Origin of the sequence: Kitasatospora sp. NPDC101157, assembly GCF_044768255.1 — a bacterium.
Lineage (GTDB): Bacteria > Actinomycetota > Actinomycetes > Streptomycetales > Streptomycetaceae > Kitasatospora.
The window spans coordinates 408396-431394 of record NZ_JBIWPL010000004.1; the positions used below are offsets into that span (position 1 = coordinate 408396).

Annotated in this window: 24 protein-coding genes; 5 read left to right on the top strand and 19 right to left on the bottom strand. The window is 72.8% G+C overall.

Annotated features, from left to right (window positions below; translation table 11 throughout):
- The 3 genes from ACIRVF_RS11710 to ACIRVF_RS11720 are packed head-to-tail and all read left to right on the top strand — an operon-like array spanning position 1 to position 2167.
- Positions 1-765, top strand: a complete 765-nt coding sequence (locus ACIRVF_RS11710; RefSeq protein WP_402816133.1) for a metal ABC transporter ATP-binding protein — start codon at positions 1-3, stop codon at positions 763-765.
- Positions 762-1721, top strand: coding sequence for a metal ABC transporter permease (locus ACIRVF_RS11715; RefSeq protein WP_402816134.1), 960 nt, complete (start codon positions 762-764; stop codon positions 1719-1721). The genes ACIRVF_RS11710 and ACIRVF_RS11715 overlap by 4 nt, the downstream gene beginning before the upstream one ends.
- A 35-nt stretch (positions 1722-1756) precedes the next feature.
- Complete coding sequence (locus tag ACIRVF_RS11720) at positions 1757-2167, top strand: Fur family transcriptional regulator (protein WP_402816135.1); 411 nt, start codon at positions 1757-1759, stop codon at positions 2165-2167.
- Between the two features lie 102 nt (positions 2168-2269).
- Here the strand turns inward: ACIRVF_RS11720 and ACIRVF_RS11725 are convergent, their stop codons facing one another.
- The 4 genes from ACIRVF_RS11725 to leuA all read right to left on the bottom strand — a co-directional run bounded on the left by ACIRVF_RS11725 (position 2270) and on the right by leuA (position 6787).
- Positions 2270-3109, bottom strand: a complete 840-nt coding sequence (locus ACIRVF_RS11725; protein WP_402816136.1) for an isoprenyl transferase — start codon at positions 3107-3109, stop codon at positions 2270-2272.
- Positions 3110-3113: 4 nt separating this feature from the next.
- The gene (gene recO / locus ACIRVF_RS11730) at positions 3114-3860 is read right to left on the bottom strand and encodes a DNA repair protein RecO (protein ID WP_380414114.1); all 747 of its coding nucleotides are present in this window, start codon (positions 3858-3860) and stop codon (positions 3114-3116) included.
- 193 nt (positions 3861-4053) lie between these two features.
- On the bottom strand, positions 4054-4752 hold the full coding sequence (locus ACIRVF_RS11735) for a TerB family tellurite resistance protein (protein WP_402816137.1): 699 nt from the start codon (positions 4750-4752) through the stop codon (positions 4054-4056).
- A 238-nt stretch (positions 4753-4990) separates the two neighbouring features.
- Positions 4991-6787: a 2-isopropylmalate synthase gene (leuA, locus tag ACIRVF_RS11740; protein ID WP_402816138.1), complete on the bottom strand. Its 1797-nt coding sequence runs from the start codon at positions 6785-6787 to the stop codon at positions 4991-4993.
- A 335-nt stretch (positions 6788-7122) separates the two neighbouring features.
- Between leuA and ACIRVF_RS11745 the strand changes: the two genes are divergently transcribed.
- Both ACIRVF_RS11745 and ACIRVF_RS11750 read left to right on the top strand, forming a co-directional pair.
- Positions 7123-8145, top strand: coding sequence for a M4 family metallopeptidase (locus ACIRVF_RS11745; RefSeq protein ID WP_402816139.1), 1023 nt, complete (start codon positions 7123-7125; stop codon positions 8143-8145).
- Positions 8146-8224: 79 nt separating this feature from the next.
- On the top strand, positions 8225-8491 hold the full coding sequence (locus ACIRVF_RS11750) for a protealysin inhibitor emfourin (protein WP_030290773.1): 267 nt from the start codon (positions 8225-8227) through the stop codon (positions 8489-8491).
- Positions 8492-8564: 73 nt separating this feature from the next.
- Here the strand turns inward: ACIRVF_RS11750 and era are convergent, their stop codons facing one another.
- From era to hrcA, 15 genes are all read right to left on the bottom strand, one after another.
- Positions 8565-9494 (bottom strand): GTPase Era, encoded by a 930-nt coding sequence (era, locus tag ACIRVF_RS11755; RefSeq protein WP_380414106.1) that lies wholly within the window; start codon positions 9492-9494, stop codon positions 8565-8567.
- A gap of 60 nt (positions 9495-9554) precedes the next feature.
- Positions 9555-9737, bottom strand: coding sequence for a hypothetical protein (locus ACIRVF_RS11760; protein ID WP_402816140.1), 183 nt, complete (start codon positions 9735-9737; stop codon positions 9555-9557).
- 54 nt (positions 9738-9791) lie between these two features.
- Positions 9792-10145 carry a cytidine deaminase gene (locus ACIRVF_RS11765; protein WP_402816141.1) on the bottom strand — a complete coding sequence of 118 codons (354 nt, stop codon included), beginning with the start codon at positions 10143-10145 and terminating at the stop codon, positions 9792-9794.
- A gap of 34 nt (positions 10146-10179) precedes the next feature.
- Positions 10180-10731 (bottom strand): DUF4383 domain-containing protein, encoded by a 552-nt coding sequence (locus ACIRVF_RS11770; RefSeq protein WP_402816142.1) that lies wholly within the window; start codon positions 10729-10731, stop codon positions 10180-10182.
- A 51-nt stretch (positions 10732-10782) separates the two neighbouring features.
- Positions 10783-11019 carry a hypothetical protein gene (locus ACIRVF_RS11775; RefSeq protein ID WP_402816143.1) on the bottom strand — a complete coding sequence of 79 codons (237 nt, stop codon included), beginning with the start codon at positions 11017-11019 and terminating at the stop codon, positions 10783-10785.
- Between the two features lie 33 nt (positions 11020-11052).
- Positions 11053-12375, bottom strand: coding sequence for a hemolysin family protein (locus tag ACIRVF_RS11780; RefSeq protein WP_402816144.1), 1323 nt, complete (start codon positions 12373-12375; stop codon positions 11053-11055).
- 19 nt (positions 12376-12394) lie between these two features.
- Entirely contained in the window at positions 12395-12889 is a 495-nt protein-coding gene (gene ybeY, locus ACIRVF_RS11785; protein WP_030061268.1) for an rRNA maturation RNase YbeY, read from the bottom strand.
- Between the two features lie 14 nt (positions 12890-12903).
- Positions 12904-14031 (bottom strand): PhoH family protein, encoded by a 1128-nt coding sequence (locus ACIRVF_RS11790; protein ID WP_402816145.1) that lies wholly within the window; start codon positions 14029-14031, stop codon positions 12904-12906.
- Positions 14032-14187: 156 nt separating this feature from the next.
- On the bottom strand, positions 14188-15111 hold the full coding sequence (locus ACIRVF_RS11795) for a ribonuclease Z (protein ID WP_402816146.1): 924 nt from the start codon (positions 15109-15111) through the stop codon (positions 14188-14190).
- A 6-nt stretch (positions 15112-15117) separates the two neighbouring features.
- Positions 15118-15471, bottom strand: a complete 354-nt coding sequence (locus ACIRVF_RS11800) for a histidine triad nucleotide-binding protein (protein ID WP_402816147.1) — start codon at positions 15469-15471, stop codon at positions 15118-15120.
- A 56-nt stretch (positions 15472-15527) separates the two neighbouring features.
- Complete coding sequence (locus ACIRVF_RS11805; protein WP_402816148.1) at positions 15528-16259, bottom strand: RDD family protein; 732 nt, start codon at positions 16257-16259, stop codon at positions 15528-15530.
- Between the two features lie 117 nt (positions 16260-16376).
- A complete protein-coding gene (locus tag ACIRVF_RS11810; protein WP_402816149.1) occupies positions 16377-19631 on the bottom strand; it encodes a PDZ domain-containing protein in 3255 nt (1084 codons plus the stop codon).
- A 71-nt stretch (positions 19632-19702) separates the two neighbouring features.
- Positions 19703-20452 carry a 16S rRNA (uracil(1498)-N(3))-methyltransferase gene (locus ACIRVF_RS11815; protein ID WP_402816150.1) on the bottom strand — a complete coding sequence of 250 codons (750 nt, stop codon included), beginning with the start codon at positions 20450-20452 and terminating at the stop codon, positions 19703-19705.
- Positions 20453-20545: 93 nt separating this feature from the next.
- Positions 20546-21688 carry a molecular chaperone DnaJ gene (dnaJ, locus tag ACIRVF_RS11820; protein WP_360462963.1) on the bottom strand — a complete coding sequence of 381 codons (1143 nt, stop codon included), beginning with the start codon at positions 21686-21688 and terminating at the stop codon, positions 20546-20548.
- 73 nt (positions 21689-21761) lie between these two features.
- Positions 21762-22796, bottom strand: a complete 1035-nt coding sequence (hrcA, locus tag ACIRVF_RS11825; RefSeq protein ID WP_402816151.1) for a heat-inducible transcriptional repressor HrcA — start codon at positions 22794-22796, stop codon at positions 21762-21764.
- Positions 22797-22999: the final 203 nt, after the last annotated feature.

Sequence of the window (22999 nt, forward strand, 5' to 3'; positions counted from 1 at the left end):
ATGACCGACCCGATACCCCCGGCCGTCCGCCTCCGTGACGCCGTCGCCTCGCGCGGCGGCCGGCCGGTGCTGCGCGGCGTCGACCTCACCGTCCGACCGGGCGAGGTCGTCGCCCTGCTCGGCGCCAACGGCTCCGGCAAGTCGACCACCGTCAAGGCCGTGATCGGCTCCGTGCCGCTGGAGCAGGGCACCCTGGAGCTGTTCGGCACCCCGTACGGCTCCTTCCGCGCCTGGCACCGGATCGGGTACGTCCCGCAGCGCACCACCGCGGCCTCCGGCGTCCCGGCCACCGTGCGCGAGGTGGTCTCCACCGGGCGGCTGGCGCAGCACCGGCTGCTGCCCTTCCGCCGCAGGGACCGCGCCGCGGTCGACCGCGCCCTGGACGCCGTCGGCATGCTGGACCGGGCCGGGGACGGCGTCGCCGACCTGTCCGGCGGCCAGCAGCAGCGGGTGCTGATCGCCCGCGCCCTGGTCGGCACCCCCGACCTGCTGATCATGGACGAGCCGATGGCCGGCGTGGACGCAGCCAGCCAGCAGGTGCTCGCCGACACCCTGCGCACCGAGGTCGGGCGCGGCGCCTCCGTCCTCCTGGTGCTGCACGAACTCGGGCCGCTGGAGCCGCTGATCGACCGCGCCGTGGTGCTGCGGGACGGCTGCGTCGCCCACGACGGCCCGCCCGTGCCCAACACCGGCCTGCACGCGCTGCCCGGCCACGACCACGTCCACCCGCACGCCGACCTCACCCCGCCGAGGCTGCTCGCATGACCGAGATGCTCTCCTACGACTTCATGCAGCGCGCCCTGCTCGCCGCCGTACTGGTCGGGATCACCGCCCCCGCCGTCGGCATCTACCTGGTGCAGCGCCGCCAGGCCCTGATGGGCGACGGCATGGGCCACGTCGCGATGACCGGCGTCGGCCTCGGCTTCATCTTCCGGACCAGCCCGGTCTGGATGGCCGTGCTGGTCTGCGTGCTCGGCGCGGTCACCATGGAACTCGTCCGCTCGCGCGGCAACCAGCGCGGCGACATCGCCCTCGCGATGCTCTTCTACGGCGGCATGGCCTGCGGCAAGCTGCTGGTCTCGATGTCCGCCCAGGCCGGGGCCGGCTCGCTGGAGAGCTACCTGTGGGGCTCGATCCTCACCGTCGCCCCCGAGGACCTGGTCACCATCGCGGTGCTCGGCGCCGTGGTCATCGCGGTGGCCGTCGGCCTGCGCCGCCAGCTCTTCGCGATCTGCCAGGACGAGGACTTCGCCCGGGTCACCGGCGTGCCGGTGCGCACGCTCAACCTGATGCTCGCCGTGATGGCCGCGGTCACCGTCACCGTCGCCATGCGGGTGGTCGGGCTGCTGCTGGTCAGCGCCCTCATGGTGGTCCCGGTGGTCGCCGCCCAGCAGCTCACCCGCTCCTTCGCCGCCACCCAGGCCGCCTCGATCGCGCTCGGCGTGGTGGTCTCGCTGGCCGGCGTCACCGGCTCCTACCAGCTCGACGTGCCCTCCGGCCCGGCCATCGTGCTGCTCGCCATCGCGGTCTTCGCCGTGTTCGGCGTGATCGCCGCCCCGCTCGCCCGCCGCCGCCACCGCCGCGGCGGCACCGAGCCGGGGCCGCAGGTCTGCGACGTCCGGCTCCCCGATCGGGCCCGGAGCCAAATCCCCGGCCAAGCCGAGGAAAAGACTTCCTCCGGCACGACCACCCCGGAGCGGCGGGCCGGGCTGGCACAATGAGGTGCGTGACGCCCACGACCCCAGGAGGACCCACGGTGACCACCGCAGGCCCGTCGCCGCGCGCCCGCTCGACCCGGCAGCGTGCCGCCGTCTCGGCGGCCCTGGACGAGATCGCGGACTTCCGCAGCGCGCAGGAGCTCCACGACCTGCTCAAGCACCGCGGGGACTCCGTCGGTCTGACCACGGTCTACCGCACCCTGCAGTCGCTCGCCGACGCCGGTGAGGTGGACGTGCTGCGCACCGCCGACGGCGAGGCCGTCTACCGCCGGTGCAGCAGCGGACACCACCACCACCTGGTCTGCCGGCACTGCGGCGCCACCGTCGAGGTCGAGGGCCCGGCGGTCGAACGCTGGGCCAACACGGTCGCCGCCGAGCACGGGTTCAGCGACATCGCCCACACCCTGGAGATCTTCGGCACCTGCGCGGACTGCGCGAAGAAGGACTGAGACCGTACCGGGGCAGCCGGTGCGGACGAACGGGAGGGGCCCGCAGGAATCGTTCCTGCGGGCCCCTCCCGGTGCCTGGGTGGCCGTCAGCGCGGGCGGCCGTCAGCGCTGGGCGGGCAGCGCGCCGGGCGCGGGGAGCTCGTTGGGGATGGCCCCGCCGAAGCGGCGGTCGCGCATCGCGAACTGCTCGCAGGCGCGCCACAGGTCGCGACGGTCGAAGTCCGGCCAGAGCACGTCCTGGAACACGAACTCGGCGTACGCGGACTGCCAGAGCAGGAAGTTGGAGGTGCGCTGCTCGCCGCTGGGACGCAGGAACAGGTCCACGTCCGGCATGTCCGGGTGGTACATGTAGCGGGCGAGGGTCTTCTCGTTGACCTTCTTCGGGTCGAGCTTCCCCGCGGCGACGTCACGGGCGATCGCCTGTGCGGCGTCGGCGAGTTCGGCCCGGCCGCCGTAGTTGACGCACATGTAGAGCGTCACCGCGTCGTTGCCCTTGGTCTGCTCCTCGGCGACCTGCAGCTCCTGGACGACGCTCTTCCACAGCTTGGGCATCCGGCCCGCCCAGCGGATCCGCACGCCCATGGCGTCCATCTCGTCCCGGCGACGGGCGATGACGTCCCGGTTGAAGTTCATCAGGAACTTCACCTCGTCGGGGGAACGCTTCCAGTTCTCGGTGGAGAACGCGTACAGCGAGATGTTCTTGACGCCGAGCTCGATCGCGCCCTTGAGGACGTCCAGCACGACGGACTCGCCCACCTTGTGGCCCTCGGTGCGCGGCAGTCCGCGCTCCTTGGCCCAGCGGCCGTTGCCGTCCATCACGATGGCGACGTGCTCGGGGACCAGCTCACCGGGGATCTTCGGCGGCTGTGCGCCGCTGGGGTGCGGGGTCGGGGGAACGTAGTTCCGCTGCTTGCCGCCGCCGAAGAGCCGTCGCGCTGCCATGTGCTCACTTCTCCACGTATCTCATCGAGCGGATGCCCCGCTCCAGGTGCCACTGCAGATAGGCCGCGACCAGGCCGCTGCCCTCCCGCCAGTACCGCGGCTCGCAGGCGTCGGCCGTCCGCCAGTCCCCTGACAGCAGCGCCCCGAGCAGTACCAGTGTCTCAGGGGAGGGTACGGCACATCCGGGCACTCGGCAGTCCGAGCAGAGCACCCCCCCTGCGGGGAGGGAGAAGAAACGGTTCGGCCCGTCCAGGCCGCACTTGGCGCAGTCGGTGAAGCTCGCGCCGTACCCGTTCACCGCGAGCGAGCGCAGCAGGAAGGCGTCCAGCACCAGGTGCGACTCGTGCAGCCCGGCCGCCAGCGTGCGCAGCCCGCCCACCAGCAGCAGGTACTGCTGGACGGCCGGCTCGCCCTCGTTCTCGGCGAAGCGCTCGGCCGTCTCCAGCATCGCCGTGCCGGCGGTGTAGCGGCCGTAGTCGGTGACGATCGAACCCCCGTACGGGGCGATGGTCTCCACCTGGGTGCACAGCGGCAGCCCGCGGCCGACCAGCTCGCTGCCCCGGCTGAAGAACTGCACGTCGACGTGCGAGAACGGCTCCAGACGGGCGCCGAACTTGGACTTGGTCTTCCGCACCCCGCGCGCCACCGCGCGCACCTTGCCGTGCTGGCGGGTCAGCAGGGTGATGATCCGATCGGCCTCGCCGAGCTTCTGCGCCCGCAGCACGACGCCGTCGTCCCGGAAAAGACTCATGGGAACCATTGTCCCCCAGCCACGGACAGCCGGGGACGGCCCCGGACGCCGCCGGACGGCGACGGGCAGCCGTGTTGCCCGCACCGGGGCCGTGGGGGAGGACCACTGCGGTGCGGGTCACGGCGGGCCCGGAGGGGGATCGGGCCCGTTTGTGGGGGATGCGGAAGGTCTACGGGCGCCCGGGCGCCGGGTCCTACAGGTTCTCGTACGGCGCCCGGGTCGCCGCCTCCAGCAGCGCGGGCACCTGGCTCTTCGGCAGACCCAGACAGCTCCCGACCGCGGCCAGCGCCTCGCGCTCCTGCGGCAGGTAGCGCCCGTCGGCCAGGGCGATCGCGGCGCCCTGCAGCAGCAGCCGCTCCCGGCCCTGCTGGGCCAGGTGCGGGGCGAGCGGTTCGAGCACCGCGTGCAGCTCCACGGCCAGGCCGCCGGCCTCCCCCAGCCGTTGGCCGGGCGCCCCCAGTTCGTGGGCGTCGTGGAGCTCTCCGCCGAGCCCGGACAGCGCGGCGAGCGCGGCCAGCACCTGGGCCTCGCCGCAGTCCTCGAACCCGGCCTCGCGCACCGCCGTGCAGGCCGCCTCGCGGGCCGCCCGGTGGGCGGTGCCGCCGGCCGCCAGCAGGGCCAGCGCGATCGTGTACTGGGCGTCCCGCAGCATCGCGCCGAGGCGCACGCTGGTGGGCTGCTCCAGCGCCTCGACGCCGTAGCGCCCGTGGCAGCTGGTGCACTGCACGCTGCCGATCACCGGCCCGAGCGGGAGGACGGGCGTCCCCAGCAGCCGCAGCCACCTCCGGCCGTGCTGCCGCCGGTAGTTGCGGTCCCCGCCGCAGCCGGGGCAGAAGAAGTCACCGAGAACGTCAGTCCGCCACCTCGGGCGAACACCCCACAACCTGGTCACGGCGCCACTCCCCAGACATGGCAGGCGGCCTGCACAACTATGGGCAGGTCACGCGTCCGGACACCGGGCCGTCCCACCGGCCCCGGCTTTCCGGTGGATCGATGTTGCCATGGTTACCGGCACGTGTCAGTACCTCGAACGGCTTCCGATCGAAAAAGTGTGGCGCAGGCCACAGTCGGCCTCGCGCACGGCGAAGGGCCGCCCGCGGGGACGGCCCTTCGCGTACCACCCTTAGGAGTTAGCCGCGCTGCGAGCGGTTGACGGCACTGATCATCGCCTTCAGCGAGGCCAGCACGGTGTTGCCGTCGATGCCCACGCCCCACAGCACCTTGCCGTCCACGGCGCACTCCACGTACGCGGCGGCCTGGGCGTCGCCGCCCTCGCTCAGCGCGTGCTCGGCGTAGTCCAGCACCCGTACGTCCACGCCGATCCGGGCCAACGCGTCCGCGAAGGCCGAGACCGGGCCGTTGCCCGCGCCGGACAGGGTCACCGGGGCGCCGTCCACCACGGCCTCGGCGGTCAGCGCGTCCCGGCCGTCCTCGGTGGTCAGGCTGCGCGAGCCGGCCAGCGACAGCCGGCCCCACGGGTTGTCCGGGGTCGGCAGGTACTCGTCCTCGAAGACCCGCCAGATCTCGGCCGGGGTGACCTCGCCGCCCTCGGCGTCGGTCTTGGCCTGGATGATCCGGGAGAACTCGATCTGCATCCGGCGCGGGAGGTCCAGCTTGTGGTCGTTCTTCAGGACGTACGCGACCCCGCCCTTGCCGGACTGGCTGTTGACCCGGATGACCGCCTCGTAGGTGCGGCCGACGTCCTTCGGGTCGATCGGCAGGTACGGCACGCCCCAGGTGTGCTCCTCCACCGGGACCCCGGCCGCCCGCGCGTCCGCCTCCAGGACCTCGAAGCCCTTCTTGATGGCGTCCTGGTGCGAGCCGGAGAAGGAGGTGTACACCAGGTCGCCGGCGTACGGGTGGCGCGGGTGCACCTCCATCTGGTTGCAGTACTCGGCGGTGCGGCGCACCTCGTCGATGTCGGAGAAGTCGATCTGCGGGTCGATGCCCTGCGAGAACAGGTTCATCCCCAGCGTCACCAGGTCGACGTTGCCGGTCCGCTCGCCCTGCCCGAACAGACAGCCCTCGATGCGGTCGGCGCCCGCCATGTACGCCAGCTCGGCGGAGGCGACGGCGGTGCCGCGGTCGTTGTGCGGGTGCACCGACAGGCAGACGAACTCGCGGCGGGACAGGTTGCGCGACATCCACTCGAACTGGTCGGCCTGGACGTTCGGGGTGGCCCGCTCGATGGTGGCCGGCAGGTTCAGGATGATCTCGCGGCCCTCGCCCGGCTGCCAGACGTCCATCACCGCCTCGCAGACCTCCAGCGCGAAGTCCAGCTCGGTGTCCACGAAGATCTCCGGCGAGTACTGGTAGCCGAAGACGGTGTCGTCGCCCAGCAGCTTCTCCGCGTACTCCATCACCAGCCGGGTGCCGTCCACGGCGATCGCCTTGGTGGCCGCCCTGTCGTTGCGGAACACCACCCGGCGGAACAGCGGCGCGGTCGCGTTGTACAGGTGGACGGTCGCCCGCGGGGCGCCGACCAGCGCCTCCACGGTCTTCTCGATCAGCTCCTCGCGGGCCTGGGTCAGCACCGAGATGGTGACGTCCTCCGGGATCGCCCCCTCCTCGATCAGCGACCGCACGAAGGCGTGGTCGGTGGCGCCGGAGGACGGGAAGCCGACCTCGATCTCCTTGTAGCCCATGGCGACCAGCAGGTCGAACATCTTCCGCTTGCGGGCCGGGGACATGGGGTCGATCAGCGCCTGGTTGCCGTCCCGCAGGTCGGTGGAGAGCCAGCGCGGCGCCTTGGTGATCACCTTGTCCGGCCAGGTGCGGTCCGGCAGGTCGACGGTGCCGAACGGCAGGTAGCGCCCGTGCCGCATGCCCGAGGGCCGCTGGCGGACGGAGGCGGCGGTGATCGGGGTCGGCCGGTCGACGAAGGCGCGAGCGGCGGGGACGGACGCGGCGGAGGTCTGCTCGGTCATGGAGGTGACTCTCGGCTTCCTGTGGATGCGTGGTGCGGGCGGGTCGGGAGGGGTCAACACCGACTGGCCGGCCTCTGCTGCCGCTCGCGATACGCCGTTGGATCGCCGATTCCGCGCACAGCTCGTTCCCCGCGGCGAGGGAGCCGGCCCCAGTGGACTACAGGCCCTCGACGCGGCAGCTAAGAAGAAGCAGTCCGTTGCGCATGATGGGACCCAGCGTAACCCAGCGCCGCGCGCCCCCGAAGTGATCCGGGCTTCCGTTCCACTCCTTGAGACGTCGACCGGCCACGGCAAACCTGGTGACAAAGCGTCATCGAAGCCTCACTCTGGGCCACATGACTGCAGCAGTACCGATCTGCGCGATCGTCCCGCCGTACGTCCTGGACCGCCTCGCCGAGGCCGGTCACGAGCCCGCCGTCCGCTCCCTCGCCCTCGACACCGCGCACCGCGCGGCCCGTCTCGCCGCTCCCCCGCCGGCCGCCGGCGCCCCCGGGCTGAACCGGGTGATCTCCGACGCCGGGCACGGCCAGCGGCTGCCCGGGCGCACCGTCCGCACCGAGGGCCACGCCCCGGTCACCGACGCCTCCGTCAACCACGCCTACGACGGCCTCGGCGACACCTTCACGCTGTACTCCCAGGTCTTCGGCCGCGACTCGATCGACGGCCGCGGGCTGCGCCTGGACGCCAGCGTCCACTACGGCCGGAACTACGACAACGCCTTCTGGAACGGCCGGCGGATGGTCTTCGGGGACGGCGACGGCCAGATCTTCGGCGACTTCACCGCCTGCGTCGACGTCATCGGCCACGAACTCACCCACGGCGTCACCCAGTTCACCGCCAACCTGGAGTACCGGGACCAGCCCGGCGCGCTGAACGAGTCCGTCTCCGACGTCTTCGGCTCGCTGGTCAAGCAGTACGCGCTGCACCAGAGCGCCGCCGACGCCGACTGGCTGATCGGCGCCGGGCTGCTCGCCCCCGGCATCCAGGGCGTGGCGCTGCGCTCGATGAGGGCCCCCGGCACCGCCTACGACGACCCCCGGCTCGGCAAGGACCCGCAGCCCGCGCACATGCGGGACTACGTGGACACCACCGAGGACAACGGCGGGGTGCACATCAACTCCGGCATCCCCAACCACGCGTTCTACCTGCTGGCCACCGCCCTCGGCGGCCAGGCCTGGGACCGCGCCGGGCGGATCTGGTACGACGCCCTGACCGGCGGCGGGCTGTCCACCACCGCCGACTTCACCGCCTTCGCCCGGGCCACCGTGGCCGCGGCCAAGGCCCGCTACCCCGACGAGTCCTCGATCGCGGACACCGTGACGGCCTCCTGGGCCCAGGTCGGCGTCAGTCCCGGTTGAGAGCGGGTCGAGTCGCACTCAAGGTCACGGTCCGGAAAAAGTGCCGCAAAAGCCTTCTCTGCGTAGCACCATGGACACCATGCGCATCCAGGTGACCCGGACCGGCGGCCTCGCCGGAATCGTCCGCCACGCGGAGCTCGACACCGTCGACCGCACCGACGCCCCGCACGTCCACGCACTCGCCCGCGAAGCCGTCGCGGGCGGGCTGCGCGCCCCCTCGTACGGGGTGCCGGACGGGTTCCACTACGAGATCACCGTCGACGGGCGGACGGTGCACTGCGCCGATCCCAAGCTCACCGACTCCCAGCGGGAGCTGGTGTCGCTGGTGCTGCGCGAGGGCGCCTGACCCCCGCGCGGCACCGGCCGCTCCCCACCGGGCTCCGAGGCCTCCCGACTCGTCCGCCGGGAGGCGGAGCCCGTCAGAAGCCGAGCTTGCGCAGCTGCTTGGGGTCACGCTGCCAGTCCTTGGCCACCTTGACGTGCAGGTCCAGGTAGACCGGCGTGCCGAGCAGCGCCTCGATGTGCTTGCGGGCGGTGGTGCCGACGTGCTTGAGCCGCGCGCCCTTGGCGCCGATCACGATCGCCTTCTGGCTCTGCCGCTCGATGTAGACGTTGGCGTGGATGTCCAGCAGCGGGCGGTCGGCGGGGCGGCCCTCGCGCGGCAGCATCTCCTCGACCACGACGGCCAGCGAGTGCGGCAGTTCGTCCCGCACGCCCTCCAGGGCGGCCTCGCGGATCAGCTCGGCGACCATGATCTGCTCGGGCTCGTCGGTGAGGTCGCCCTCGGGGTAGAGCTGGTCGCCCTCGGGCAGCAGCTTGGTGAGCAGGTCGGCGACCAGCTCGACCTGCTTGTCGCCGACGGCGGAGACCGGGATGATCTCGGCCCACTCGAAGCCCAGCTCCGCGCCGAGCTGCTGGATGGCGATCAGCTGCTCGGCCAGCCGCTTGGAGTCGACCAGGTCGGTCTTGGTGACGATGGCGACCTTGGGGGTCTTCTTGATCCCGGCGATCTCCTTGGCGATGAACTTGTCGCCGGGGCCGATCTTCTGGTCGGCGGGCAGGCAGAAGCCGATCACGTCGACCTCGGCCCAGGTGGTGCGGACCAGGTCGTTGAGGCGCTCGCCGAGCAGGGTGCGGGGCTTGTGCAGACCGGGGGTGTCGACCAGCACGAGCTGGGCGTCCGGGCGGTGCACGATGCCGCGCACCGTGTGCCGGGTGGTCTGCGGGCGGTCGGAGGTGATCGCGACCTTCGTCCCCACCAGGGCGTTGGTCAGGGTCGACTTGCCCGCGTTGGGACGGCCGACGAAGCACGCGAACCCGGAGCGGTACGAGGAGGAAGGGGCATTCATGGGCTCCATTCTCCCTGATCACCGGAGCCCCGCCGTCCCGGGCCGGTCGTCACGCTCCGCTCACGCCTTGCCGCCGCCCCGGCCGACCAGGGAGAACAGCACCAGCAGCGCCAGGAAGGCGAGCGAGCCCCAGAGCCAGTAGACCGTGCCGGTCTCCTGCCACTTCCCCATTCCCATCACGAACAGCACCAGCCCGGCGACGAACGCCAACGCCCCCATGCCCCAGCCCCTCACCGAGTCCACTCCCCCGGTGAGATTATCGGCTGAATGCATGGGGGCAAGGGCCGTCATGGCCCTTCAGCGGGCCTCGGCCGACACCCGCAGCGTCCCGTCCGGACCGGCCAGCAGCACCGGCGTCCCGGCCCCGCCCAGGTCCCGCACGGCAGCCAGATCGGCCTCGGCCGGCTGCTCGGCCTCGCTCACCACGGCGGCCGCCTCCAGCGACTTCGCGCCGCTGGCCACCGCCATCGCCACCGCCGTCTGCAGCGCGCTCAGCCGCAGCGAATCCAGCGCGACCGTCCCGGCCACGTAGGTGCGGCCGGTCTCGTCACGCACCGCGGCCCCCTCGGCCACGCCGTTGCGGGCGCGGGCCGAGCGGGCCAGGGTGATGATCTTCTTGTCTTCGGGGTCGAGTTCGACGATGTCACTCATGCGCCGAGCATAGGCGGCGCCGGCGAGGCACCACTCAGTGGCCGACCGGGTGGGTGCGCCCCGGGTTCGGACGGATCACCTTGACGAAGGTCTTCGCGGCCCCGGACGGCAGCGGCTCCTCGTCCGCGATCCGCTTGCGCCAGAACGGGTTGTCGTGCGGCAGGTGGCTGCTCACCCGGCCGTACATGCCGAAGGTGGTCACGACGATCCCGAAGACGAACGCGAACAGCACGTTCGACATCCGGAAGTTCAGGATGTTCGCGTCCGGCCGGCCGAGCACCGTCAGTCCGTAGAAACCGGACAGGACGAACAGCACACCGACGATCATGTTGAGGTTGGACGCGAAGTTCCCGCCGACCACCGCCCCGAGCACCAGGACCGCGCCCGCCACGATGGACAGGACGGCCAGCGTCCCGTTGGTGGACAGCCCGGCGATCCGGTCACCGTGGGTGGAGAGGAAGCCGGGGTGGTCGGCCAGCCCCAGGCTGCCGAACACGATCAGGAAGATCCCCCCCAGCCCCGCCCCGACCCGCCACACCAGGGCGAGCCGGCGATCGACGGTCGGCAGTTCGTCTTGCAGCTTCATGGAGACCTCCAGAGCTTCAGGGCTTCAGCGACTCGCCAGCCGTACGGACGGCTAGCTGTACGGGTGGCTCCCCTGCAGGTGCGGCGTCTCGTGCATGTAGAGCGAGCCGCACTGCTGGCAGCAGCGCAGCCCGGTGCCCCACTCCTGCTCGGGCCGCGTCTCGGCGTCGTCGGGCATGGTCCGGCCGCAGAGGGCCGTCGCCGGGTCCTCGTCCCGCACCACGTGCCAGGACCTGACCCCGCCGGCCGGCCCCTGCGGGCCGTACTCCGCGCGCAGTTTGTGCGTCATGCCCTCCATGGTCGCGCGGCCGCCGCCCACCCGCTACTCGCCCGGGGCCTGCGCCGCCTCCGCCCCGCGCACCGGCGAGGCGACCATCGAGCCGATCCGGTTGCGGCGCCCGGCCGAGGACTCGGCGGTCAGCAGGATGCCGGTCAGGCCGTCCGCGACCGGCTCCGGCAGCGGGATCTCGCAGGAGGAGCCGGGGATCGGCACCCGGCCCAGGTGCTTGGCCAGCAGCCCGCCGACGGTCTCGACGTCCTCGTCCTCCAGCTCGATGCCGAACAGCTCGCCCAGGTCCTCCACCAGCAGGCGGGCGGTGATCCGGTACGAGCCGTCACCGAGGTCCTCGATCGGCGCGATCTCCCGGTCGTACTCGTCGGTGATCTCGCCGACGATCTCCTCCAGGACGTCCTCGATGGTGACCAGGCCCGCCGTACCGCCGTACTCGTCGATCACGATGGCGACGTGCGAGCGGCGCTGCTGCATCTCGCGCAGCAGGTCGCCGGCCGGCTTGGAGTCCGGGACGAACACGGCCGGGCGCATCACCGCGCCGACCTCCTCGGCCTCCGCCCCGCGGTTGATGTGGGTGCGGCGCACCAGGTCCTTGAGGTAGACGATGCCGACCACGTCGTCCTCGTTGTCGCCGACCACCGGGATCCGCGAGAAGCCCGAGCGCAGGGCCAGGGTCAGCGCCTGCCGGACGGTCTTGTGCCGCTCGATCATCACCAGGTCGGTGCGCGGCACCATCACCTCGCGCACGATGGTGTCGCCCAGCTCGAAGACCGAGTGCACCATCCGGCGCTCCTCGTCCTCGATCAGGTCGTCCTTCTCGGCGAGGTCGACCAGCGCCCGCAGCTCCGCCTCGGAGGCGAACGGCCCCTCCCGGTAGCCCTTGCCCGGGGTCAGCGCGTTGCCCAGCAGGATCAGCAGCCGCGGGATCGGGCCGAGCACCGCGGCCAGCGGCAGCAGCACGAAGGAGGCCGCGGTCGCGGTGGAGATCGGGTGCTGGCGCCCGATCGTGCGCGGCGAGACGCCCACCGCGACGAAGGACACCAGCACCATCACGCCGAAGGCCAGCAGCACGGCCTGCCAGGTCGGGTGGATGTTGCGCACGCACACCGCGGTGACCAGCACCGCGGCCGCCATCTCGCTGGCGACCCGGATCAGGGTCGCCAGGTTGAGGTAGCGGAACGGGTCGGAGGCGACGGCCAGCAGCCGGGCGGAGCCGCGCCGCCCGTTGCGCACGGCCTCCTCGGCCCGGAACCGGGAGACCCGGGAGATGCCCGCCTCGGCGCACGCCGCCAGCCAGCCGAGCACGACCAGGGCGACGGCACCGAGGATGTAGCTCGTACTCTCACCACTCACAGGGGTTCGGGCTCCGCGCTCAGTGGGTGGTGGGGGCCGGCGAGATGCCGCCGAGGCCGCGGCCCGCCCGCCAGTCGTCCAGGATGCGCTTCTGGAGGGCGAACATCTCCTCCTCCTCCTCCGGCTCCTCGTGGTCGTAGCCGAGGACGTGCAGCACGCCGTGGACGGTGAGCAGCTGCAGCTCCTCGTCCATCGAGTGCTTGGAGGGGGCCGCCTTGCCCTGCTGCTCGGCGACCTCGGGGCAGAGCACGATGTCGCCGAGCAGGCCCTGCGGCAGCTCCTCGCCCTCCTTGCCGGGACGCAGCTCGTCCATCGGGAACGACATCACGTCGGTCGGGCCGGGCAGGTCCATCCACTGGATGTGCAGCTCCTCCATCGCCGCACCGTCCACCAGGATCACGGACAGTTCGGACTGCGGGTGGATCCGCATCTTGTCCAGCGCGAAGCGGGCGACGTCGAGGATGGCTTCCTCATCGGCGTCCCAGCCGGACTCGTTGGCGATGTCGATCGACATGACGGGCTGTGTGCTCAGCTTTCGGTGCGGTGGGACTGTCGGGGTGCGCGCGCCGCGGCGGTCTTGCCGGGGCGCCGCTGGGCGGGCTTGCGGGCGGCCGGGGCGTTCTCCTCGGCCTCCTGCCGGGCGTCCCAGCGCTCGTAGGCGTCCACGATCCGGCCGACCAGCTTGTGGCGGACCACGTCGGTGCTGGTGAGGACGGAGAAGTGGATGTCCGGGACGTCGGCCAGGATCTCCTGGACGACCTTGAGGCCGCTGCGGGTGCCGCCCGGGAGGTCGATCTGGCTGGTGTCGCCGGTGACCACCACCCGGGAGTTGAACCCGAGGCGGGTGAGGAACATCTTCATCTGCTCGGGCGAGGTGTTCTGGGCCTCGTCGAGGATGATGAAGGCGTCGTTGAGGGTGCGGCCGCGCATGTACGCGAGCGGGGCGACCTCGATGGTGCCGGCCGCCATCAGGCGCGGGATGGAGTCCGGGTCCATCATGTCGTGCAGCGCGTCGTACAGCGGGCGCAGGTACGGGTCGATCTTCTCGTAGAGGGTGCCGGGCAGGAAGCCCAGCCGCTCGCCCGCCTCGACCGCGGGGCGGGTCAGGATGATCCGGTTGACCTCCTTGGCCTGGAGGGCCTGGACGGCCTTGGCCATCGCCAGGTAGGTCTTGCCGGTGCCGGCCGGGCCGAGGCCGAAGACGATCGTGTGCTTGTCGATCGCGTCGACGTAGCGCTGCTGGTTGAGCGTCTTGGGGCGGATCGTGCGGCCCCGGTTGGACAGGATGTTCGCGGTGAACACCTGGGACGGCGCCGGGCTGTCCGGGTCCTCCTCACGGAGCATGGCGATGGAGCGCTCCACGGAGTCCTCCGTCAGGGGCTGGCCGGTGCGCAGCACCAGCATCATCTCGTTGAAGAGCTTCTGAACGAGGGCGACCTCGGCCCGCTCCCCGGTGGCGGTCACCTCGTTGCCGCGGACGTGGATGTCGGCGGCGGGGAAGCCCTGCTCGATCACGCGCAGCAGCGAGTCCGCCGTGCCGAGCAGGGTGACCATCGGGTGCTTCTCGGGGATCACGATCCGGGCGCTCACCCGGCCGTCGTCGGCCGGTTCGGGGCGCGACTGCCCGTCGGTACGGGTCTGCGATGTGTCACTCATAGGTCGGCGCTGGGGCCTGCCTCATCCCATCCGTGGTCTCGTGTGCCGCTCGGTCTCCGGGGCACCAGGGTACGCCGCGAGCGTGATCGCTGCGGCGGGCGGCGGGGCCGCACCCGACGATGCTGCGGCAGATCGCGGGGCGGCGCGAACCCTTTTTCACGGGTGGCGGCGGGCCGGGACGGGGACCCGGGCGAGGTCCTCGGCGAGCACCAACTCCCCGTCGAAGTGCTTGCGGGCGTCGGCCAGGTGCTGGCCCAGGTCCGGGTAGCGCTGGGAGAAGTGGGTCAGCACCAGGGTGCGCACCCCGGCCTCGGCGGCGGCCTTGGCGGCCTGGCCGGCGGTGAGGTGGCCGTGGTCCTCGGCGAGCCGGGCGTCGGCGTCGGTGAAGGTGGCCTCGACCACCAGCAGGTCGGCGCCCTCGGCGAGTTGGTGCACCCCCTCGCACAGCCGGGTGTCCATCACGAAGGCGAACCTCTGGCCCGGCCGCGGCTCGCTGACCTCGTCCAGGCTGACGGTGCGGCCGTCCACCTCGATCGCGCCCTCGTGCTGGAGCCGGCCGACGGCCGGGCCGTGCACGCCGGCCGCGGCGAGCCGCTCGGGCACCAGGCGGCGGCCGTCCGGCTCGGACAGCCGGTAGCCGAAGGACTCCACCGGGTGGTCCAGCCGGACGGCGTCCAGCGCGAATCGGGCGCCGGGCGCGGGCAGCGGGCCCGGCTCGTCGATCGGCCGGGGCCGCAGCACGGCGGTCTCGTGGTAGGCGGTGGCGTGCCGCAGCCGCTCGAAGTAGACCTCGCCGGAGGCCGGGAAGTAGACGTCCACCGGGTGCGGGACCCGGTCAAGGTTGATCCGCTGGATCACCCCGGCGAGGCCCAGGCAGTGGTCGCCGTGGAAGTGGGTCACCGCGATCCGGGTGATCTGGGTGGCCGAGACCCCGGCGCGCAGCATCTGCCGCTGGGTGCCCTCGCCGGGGTCGAACAGCAGGCCCTCGCCGTCCCAGCGGAGCAGGTAGCCGTTGTGGTTGCGGTGCCGGGTGGGCACCTGGCTCGCGGTGCCCAGGACGACCAGTTCGCGCTGCGACACCTGGGATCAGACCATGCTCTCGGTCATGCGCTTGCCGCCGAGCACGTGCACGTGGGCGTGGAAGACGGTCTGCCCGGCGTCCGCACCGGTGTTGAAGATCAGCCGGTAGTCCTCGACGCCCTCGTCCCTGGCCACCGCACCCGCCTCGGCGAGCAGCTCACCGGCGATCTCCGGCTCGGCGGCGGCCAGCGCCGCGGCGTTCGGGTAGTGGACGTGCGGGATGACCAGGACGTGCACCGGGGCCTTGGGCGCGATGTCCCGGAAGGCGAGGACGCGGTCCGTCTTGCGCACCACGGTCGCCGGGATCTCGCCCGCCACGATCTTGCAGAACAGGCAGTCGGGCTGCGGCTCGCCGGCCATCGGTTTCTCCTCGGTTCGCTGGGTTCTTCGTTGACGTGGGCCGTACTGGCGGCAGCCTAGCCGAGCCGTCCGACCGCCTGCTGGTACTCCTGCAGGTGCTTCCAGCGCACCGAGCGCATCCCGACGACGTCCCCCTCGGACAGGTCGAAGTCCTCGGAGATGAGGACCACCGCCAGGAAGACGAAGCCGAGCAGCCAGCGCCGGGTCAGCCGCCAGGTGTTGGGGCGCATGACCCGCTTGCGGCGCACCACCCGCATCGCCAGGATCCCCTTGCCCACGCTGAAGCCGGTCAGCCGCGCCAGCACCACCTGGTTGAGGAAGGAGGCGAGCAGGCCCGCTCCCAGGAACGCCACCCAGAACGGCACCACCGGGCTCTGGACGGCGGCGTGGCCGGCCGCGTGCACGACGGGCTTGGCATGCTTCGCGGTGTTGTCGTCGGCGATGGCGGTGGCGAAGCCGAGGCCGAAGGCGAGGACGAAGTCGAGCACGATCGCCAGGAAGCGCCGTCCGGCGTACGCCTCCGGGGGGCACGGCGGCAGTGCGGGCTGCGCCTGCGGGTGGGGGCCCTGCCCGTACGGCTGGGGTTGCGGGTACGGCTGGGGCTGGCCGTACGGCTGGGGTTGCGGGTACGGCTGGGGCTGGGCGTACGGCTGCTGGGCCTGCGGGTACGGCTGCGGAGGCTGCGCGTACGGCCCCCGGCCGTACGGGTTCGCCCCGTAGCCGTTCGGCGGACCTTGCGGATCCTGCGGGTACTGCGGGTACTGCGGCGGCGGATAGCCCTGAGCCATGCTGTGCTCCCCCGTGAGCTGTCGATCAGATCAAGATCGCGATCAAGGACAGCCCCGCATCCTACCCACGCCCCGGGGCGGGGGGTCGGCCCCGACCTCCCGCCCCGGACACCGCCACTACGCCCAGGGCAGCCGCGGCCCCGAGCGGGCCGGGGTGCCGGCCAGGGTCTCCAGGGCGATCCGCACGCCCTCGGCCAGCTGCGGGTCCTCGCCGGCCGCCCAGTGGTGCGGGGCGAACGGCACCTCCACGTCCGGGTCGACGCCGTGGTTCTCCAGGCCCCAGCCGTAGTTCTCCAGCCACATCGCGTACTTGGGCTGGGTGACCAGGGTGCCGTCGACCAGCTGGTACCTGCTGTCGATGCCGATCACCCCGCCCCAGGTGCGGGTGCCGACCACCGGGCCGATCCCGAGCGCCTGGATCGCGGCGTTGACCACGTCGCCGTCCGAGCCGGACAGCTCGTCGGCGAGGGCGACCACCGGCCCGCGCGGGGCGTCCATCGGGTAGGGCACCGGGTGGTCGGTGTCCCGGATGGCGTACCAGCCGACGATCCGCCGGGCCAGCTTCTCGATCACCAGCTGCGAGGTGTGGCCGCCGCGGTTCTCCCGGACGTCCACGATCAGGCCCTCCCGGGCCATCTCGGTGGACAGGTCGCGGTGCAGCTGGGCCCAGCCGGCCGTCTGCATGTCGGGGATGTGCAGGTAGCCCAGCCGGCCGCCGGACAGCTCCCGCACCGCGGCCCGCCGCCCGGCCACCCAGTCGTGGTAGCGCAGCGCCTCCTCGTCGGCGAGCGGGACGACCACGGGATGGCGCTGGTCGGTGCCGTCCTTGCCGGCCACGGTCAGCTCGACCGGCTGTCCGGCGGTGCCGGCCAGCAGCGGGGCCGGGCCGGTGACCGGGTCCACCGGGCGGCCGTTGACGGCCAGTACGGCGTCGCCGGGGCGGATCGCGGCGCCGGGCGCGGCCAGCGGCGAGCGGGCCCGGGGGTCGGAGGACTCGCCGGGCAGGATCCGGGCGATCCGCCACCGATCGCCGTCCTTGACCAGGTCGGCGCCGAGCAGGCCCTGCCGCCGGGCGGGCTCGGTGTAGCGGCCGTAGGGCACGACGTAGGCGTGCGAGGTCCCGAGTTCGCCGTGCACCTCCCAGAGCAGGTCGACCAGTTCGTCGTGCGAGCCGACCCGCTCGACCAGCGGCCGGTAGCGGTCCAGGATCCCGGCCCAGTCGAGGCCGCCGAGGTCCGGGCGCCAGAAGTTGTCCCGCATCAGGCGGCCGTTCTCCGCGTACATCTGCCGCCACTCGGCGGCCGGGTCGACGGTCACCCGCAGCCGGGTGAGGTCGACGGCGGTCCCGTCGTCCTCACCGCCCGCCTTGTGGTCGGCCGGGACGATCCGCAGCTCACCCTCGTCCAGCACCGCCACCCGGGTGCCGTCCCCGCTGACCGCGAACCCGTCGACCCCGTGCACCAGTTGCTCGGCCCGGCGCTTCCTGAGGTCGAAGCGCTCCAGCACCGGGCGGGGCCGCTCGTCGTCCAACGAGGCCGCCTCGTCGCCGAGTTCGCCCAGCAGCGGCGCCCTGGTCCACAGCACCCCGTCCTTGGCGGCACGCAGCGCATGGAAGCGGCCGCCCTCGACCGGGAACGGCAGGATCCGGTCGGCGATGCCGTCCAGGTCCACCCTGGTGGCCGGCGCGGCCCCGTCCGCCCCCTCCTCGCCGTCCGCCTTGCGGGCCCTGGGCTCGTCCTCCTCCCCGCCCGGCGGGCGGCCGGCCCGCTGCGGCCCGAACGGCGACGGCGTGTCCGCGGCGAGGGTGACCAGGTACGGGCGGCAGCCGTTCGGGAAGGACAGGTCGAAGGCGTGCGCGTCGTAGACCGGGTCGAAGTTGCGCACCGACAGGAAGGCCAGGTAGCGGCCGTCCGCGGTGAAGGCCGGCGAGGTGTCGACGAAGCGCTGCTGAGTGACCTCGCTGACGGTGCGGGTGGCCAGGTTCGCCAGCACGATCTGGCGCAGCGAGTACGGGCCCATCCGGTGCACCGGGCGGGACCAGGCCAGCCAGGCCGAGTCCGGGCTGAACACCAGCCCGCTGACCTCGCCGTCGGTGCTGCGGTCCAGCTCGTGCACGGCGCCGTCGGCCAGGGCGACCAGCAGCACCCGGCCGTCGTGCACGCCGAGCGCCGCCTGCTTGCCGTCCGGGGAGACCACCAGCGAGTTGACCCGGCCCAGCCGCCCGGCGGCCAGCCGGCGCCGCTCGGGGTCGTGGACGGCGGGGGCGTACTCCAGGGCGTCCTCGCCCTCGGCGTCGGACACCCACAGCACGCCCTGCCCGCCGTCCTCCCCCGGCACCACCCGGACCAGCCGGGCGCGCACGCCCGGGGACTCGTCCAGCACCCGGGCCGGGCCCTCCCGGTGGGTCAGCCAGTGCACGCTGCCGCGCACCACCACGGCGCTGGCCCGCCCGGTGCGGTCGGGGGCGGCGGACTCCAGCCAGTGCGCGGCGGGCACCGGGCGGGGGCGGCGGCCGGTGCGCGGCCCGGCCAGCCGGACGTCCAGACGGCGGGGCACGGCGGTGTCCAGGTCGTCCAGCAGCCAGAGGTCGCCGGCCCGGTGGAAGACCACCCGGGTGCCGTCGGTGGCGGCGTTGCGGGCGTAGAAGCCGTCCGGGTGGCTGCTGTGGCGGCGCAGGTCGGAGCCGTCCGGGCGGCTGGACCACAGCTCCCCGACGCCCTCGTGGTCGGACAGGAAGGCGATCCGGCCGCCCGGCGCCCCCTCGCCGGCGACCCACAGCGGGGAGTCGAGCTGCCCGTCCAACTCCTCGTGGACGCGGGCGAACCGGTCCCGTCCGATCCACAACTTGCCCGCCCGGCCGCCCCGGTAGCGCTTCCACCAGGCCGGCTCGCGGTTGTTGACCGTCACCAGCAGCACGCGCTCGCCGTCCGGCTCGAAGGCCAGCCCGCCGACCGGCCCGTACGGCAGCCGCGCCGCCTCGCCGCCGTCCAGCGGGACGGCGTGCGCCCAGGTGCGCCGCACGCCGGAGCCGCCCGCGCCGGTGGTGGCGATCGGGCGCCCGTCCGCCGTCCAGCCCTGCACCCGGGTCTCGCCGTTGCCCCAGTACGTCAGCCGCCGGGACGGCCCGCCGTCGACCGGCACCACGTGCACCTCGGGGGCGCCGTCCCGGGTGGAGGTGAAGGCGATCAGCCGCCCGTCCGGGGAGAACCTGGGATGGTGCACCGGCAGGTGATCGGCGGTCAGCCGCCAGGCCCGGCCGCCGTCCAGCGGGGCGAGCCACAGGTCGTCCTCGGCGACGAAGGCGACCAGGTCACCGTGCAGATGGGGATGGCGCAGATAGGCGCCCGGGAAGGTGCTCACGGAGTCCGTCACCCGGTCAGCGTAAGCAGGTGCGGGTACGATCCGCCCCGATTTCCCGAGAACTCCGGGCAGGCGCGCGGGAGTTACGCCCAGCGGCCGGTGCGCCCCAGCAGCAGCGCCCCGGCGGCCACCCCGGCGGTCGAGGTGCGCAGCACCGAGGGACCCAGCCGGTACGGCGCGGCGCCCGCCTCGGCGAAGGCGGCCAGCTCCTCCGGGGAGACCCCGCCCTCCGGGCCGACCACCAGCACGATGTCCCCGCCGGCGGGCAGCGCGGCCTGCGCCAGCGGCTCGGCGCCCTCCTCGTGCAGCACGGCGGCCAGAGCGGCCTGGGCCAGCAGCGGCGCCAGCTGCCGGGTGGTCACCGGCTCGCCCACCTCGGGGAAGCGCAGCCGGCGGGACTGCTTGCCCGCCTCCCGGGCGGTGGCCCGCCACTTGGCGAGCGCCTTGGCGCCGCGCTCGCCCTTCCACTGGGTGATGCAGCGGGAGGCGGTCCAGGGGACCACCACGTCCACGCCGACCTCGGTCATGGTCTCCACGGCCAGCTCGCCGCGGTCGCCCTTGGGCAGCGCCTGGACCACCACGATCCGCGGCACCGGCTCCGGCTCCCGCCGCACGGCGTCCACGGTGACGTCGATGGCGTCCTTGCCGAGCACCTCGGCGACGGTGCCGTCCACGCCGAGGCCCAGCCCGTCCGCCAGGGTCACCGCCTCGCCGGCCGTGAGCCGCTTCACCGCCGCCGCGTGCCGCCCCTCCGCGCCGTCGAGCCGCACCACGGCCCCGGGCGCGGCGGCGGCGATCCGCTCGGTCTCGACGACGAAGACGGGCGCGGTCATGAGGGGGACCTTTCCGGAAAGGGGCCTGCGGCCGAATGGGGACAACACGGAAGGGGTGCCAGGGAACCGACCCCGGCACCCCTTCCGGGACGACTACCGGCCGTTGAAGGCGTCCTTCAGGCGCGAGAACAGGCCCTGCTGGCCCGGCGCGAACTGGCCGGACGGCCGCTCCTCGCCGCGCAGCATGGAGAGCCGGCGCAGCAGCTCCTCCTGCTCGGCGTCGAGCTTGGTGGGCGTCTGCACCTCGACATGCACTATCAGGTCGCCGCGGCCGCCCCCGCGCAGGTGGGTGATGCCCCGGCCGTGCAGCGGGATCGACTGGCCGGACTGGGTGCCGGGCCGGATGTCGACCTCCTCCAGCCCGTCCAGGGTCTGCAGCGGCACCTGGGTGCCGAGCGCGGCCGCCGTCATCGGGATGGTGACGGTGCAGTGCAGGTCGTCCCCGCGCCGCTGGAAGACGCTGTGGGAGGTCTCGGCGATCTCGACGTACAGGTCGCCGGCCGGGCCGCCGCCGGGGCCGACCTCGCCCTCGCCGGCCAGCTGGATCCGGGTGCCGTTGTCCACACCGGCCGGGATCTTGACCGTCAGGGTGCGGCGGGCCCGCACCCGGCCGTCGCCGGCGCACTCGGGGCACGGGGTCGGCACGACGGTGCCGAAGCCCTGGCACTGCGGGCACGGACGGGAGGTCATGACCTGGCCCAGGAAGGACCGGGTGACCTGGGAGACCTCGCCCTTGCCGCGGCACATGTCGCAGGTCTGGGCGGAGGTGCCGGGGGCCGCGCCCTCGCCGTTGCAGGTGGTGCAGGTGACGGCGGTGTCGACCTGGAGTTCCTTGGTGGTGCCGAAGGCGGCCTCCTCCAGGGTGATCTCCAGCCGGATCATGGCGTCCTGGCCGCGGCGGGTGCGCGAGCGCGGGCCGCGCTGGCCGGCCGCGGCGCCGAAGAAGGCGTCCATGATGTCGGAGAAGCCGAAGCCCGCCGCGCCGGCGCCGAAGCCGCCCGCGCCACCGCCGCCGCCGGGAGACAGCGGGTCGCCGCCGAGGTCGTAGACCTGGCGCTTCTGCGGGTCGGAGAGCACCTCGTAGGCGGCGTTGATCTCCTTGAACCGCTCCTGCGTCTTCGGGTCCGGGTTGACGTCCGGGTGCAGTTCGCGTGCCAGGCGCCGGAACGCCTTCTTGATCTCGTCCTGCCCCGCATCCCGTCGGACGCCGAGTACCGCGTAGTAGTCCGTGGCCACCAAATGCTCCGCTTGTTCCGCCTGTAGTAGTGCGACTGGACACCGCCGCCGGACATCCGGCGACGGCTGTTTGCTACGACTCGGCCAGGATCTGGCCCACGTACCGTGCCACCGCTCGCACCGCCCCCATTGTGCCCGGGTAGTCCATCCGGGTCGGACCGATCACACCCAGTTTGGCCACGCTCTCGTCGCCCGAACCGTAGCCGACCGAAACGACCGAGGTGGAATTCAGCCCTTCGTACGCGTTCTCCCGCCCGATCCGGACCGTCATCGCGGCGTCCGTGGTCTCACCCAGGAGGCGGAGCAGGACGACCTGCTCCTCCAGTGCCTCCAGCACCGGCTGGATGGTGAGCGGGAAGTCGTGCCCGAAGCGGGTCAGGTTGGCCGTGCCGGCCAGCATGATCCGCTCCTCGTTCTGTTCGGCGAGCGCCTCGAACAGCGTCGCCAGGACCGTACTGACGGTAGGCCGGTCGGCCTGCTCGAAGGCCGCCGGCAGGTCCTCCAGCAGGCCCGGGACGTCCGGCAGCCGCTGGCCGGCCGCCCGCGCGTTGATCCGCGACCGCAGGTCCGCCAGCACCGTCTCGCCGACCGTGCCCGGGCAGTCGATCATCCGCTGCTCGACCCGGCCGGTGTTGGTGATCAGCACCAGCATCACCTTCGCCGGGGCCAGCGCCACCAGCTCGATGTGCCGGACGGTGGAGCGGGTGAGCGAGGGGTACTGCACCACGGCGACCTGCCGGGTCAGCTGGGCGAGCAGCCGCACCGTCCGTCTGACCACGTCGTCCAGGTCGACGGCGCCGTCCAGGAAGTGCCGGATCGCCCGGCGCTCCGGAGAGCTCATCGGCTTGATCTCGGCGAGCCTGTCGACGAACAGCCGGTAGCCCTTGTCGGTGGGGATGCGCCCGGCGCTGGTGTGCGGCTGGTGGATGTACCCCTCCTCCTCCAGCGCCGCCATGTCGTTGCGGACCGTGGCCGGGGACACTCCCAGGTTGTGCCGCTCCACCAGGGCCTTGGAGCCCACCGGCTCCTCGGTGCCCACGTAGTCCTGGACGATCGCGCGCAGCACGGCGAGCTTGCGGTCGTCCAGCTGGCGGACCTCACCGGCCATGGGGCACGCACCTCCGTCTTCGCACGTTGTCCGTCTGTGATGCTGTGAGCCGCTCCTCGGACGGCCCCGACCTTGGCACTCTGCACACGCGAGTGCCAAAACCGTACCTGCCAGTGTACGGCCCGGGTCCTACCGCAGGAACGGCCCGGCCGGGGTGATCCTGCCCGCAGTTCCGGACGGCCGCCACGACACTCCGCGTGCGC

What these genes read in the sequence shown, in the direction of transcription:
- ACIRVF_RS11790 (WP_402816145.1), bottom strand. Translation starts at nt 14,031, where the DNA reads ATGAGTGACACATCGCAGACCCGTACCGACGGGCAGTCGCGCCCCGAA.
- ACIRVF_RS11765 (WP_402816141.1), bottom strand. Translation starts at nt 10,145, where the DNA reads ATGAGTGACATCGTCGAACTCGACCCCGAAGACAAGAAGATCATCACC.
- ACIRVF_RS11745 (WP_402816139.1), top strand. Translation starts at nt 7,123, where the DNA reads ATGACTGCAGCAGTACCGATCTGCGCGATCGTCCCGCCGTACGTCCTG.
- ACIRVF_RS11710 (WP_402816133.1), top strand. Translation starts at nt 1, where the DNA reads ATGACCGACCCGATACCCCCGGCCGTCCGCCTCCGTGACGCCGTCGCC.
- ACIRVF_RS11775 (WP_402816143.1), bottom strand. Translation starts at nt 11,019, where the DNA reads ATGACGCACAAACTGCGCGCGGAGTACGGCCCGCAGGGGCCGGCCGGC.
- ACIRVF_RS11815 (WP_402816150.1), bottom strand. Translation starts at nt 20,452, where the DNA reads ATGACCGCGCCCGTCTTCGTCGTCGAGACCGAGCGGATCGCCGCCGCC.
- era (WP_380414106.1), bottom strand. Translation starts at nt 9,494, where the DNA reads ATGAATGCCCCTTCCTCCTCGTACCGCTCCGGGTTCGCGTGCTTCGTC.
- leuA (WP_402816138.1), bottom strand. Translation starts at nt 6,787, where the DNA reads ATGACCGAGCAGACCTCCGCCGCGTCCGTCCCCGCCGCTCGCGCCTTC.
- hrcA (WP_402816151.1), bottom strand. Translation starts at nt 22,796, where the DNA reads ATGGCCGGTGAGGTCCGCCAGCTGGACGACCGCAAGCTCGCCGTGCTG.
- ACIRVF_RS11715 (WP_402816134.1), top strand. Translation starts at nt 762, where the DNA reads ATGACCGAGATGCTCTCCTACGACTTCATGCAGCGCGCCCTGCTCGCC.
- ACIRVF_RS11800 (WP_402816147.1), bottom strand. Translation starts at nt 15,471, where the DNA reads ATGGCCGGCGAGCCGCAGCCCGACTGCCTGTTCTGCAAGATCGTGGCG.
- ACIRVF_RS11725 (WP_402816136.1), bottom strand. Translation starts at nt 3,109, where the DNA reads ATGGCAGCGCGACGGCTCTTCGGCGGCGGCAAGCAGCGGAACTACGTT.
- ACIRVF_RS11750 (WP_030290773.1), top strand. Translation starts at nt 8,225, where the DNA reads ATGCGCATCCAGGTGACCCGGACCGGCGGCCTCGCCGGAATCGTCCGC.
- ACIRVF_RS11770 (WP_402816142.1), bottom strand. Translation starts at nt 10,731, where the DNA reads ATGAAGCTGCAAGACGAACTGCCGACCGTCGATCGCCGGCTCGCCCTG.
- ybeY (WP_030061268.1), bottom strand. Translation starts at nt 12,889, where the DNA reads ATGTCGATCGACATCGCCAACGAGTCCGGCTGGGACGCCGATGAGGAA.
- recO (WP_380414114.1), bottom strand. Translation starts at nt 3,860, where the DNA reads ATGAGTCTTTTCCGGGACGACGGCGTCGTGCTGCGGGCGCAGAAGCTC.
- ACIRVF_RS11805 (WP_402816148.1), bottom strand. Translation starts at nt 16,259, where the DNA reads ATGGCTCAGGGCTATCCGCCGCCGCAGTACCCGCAGTACCCGCAGGAT.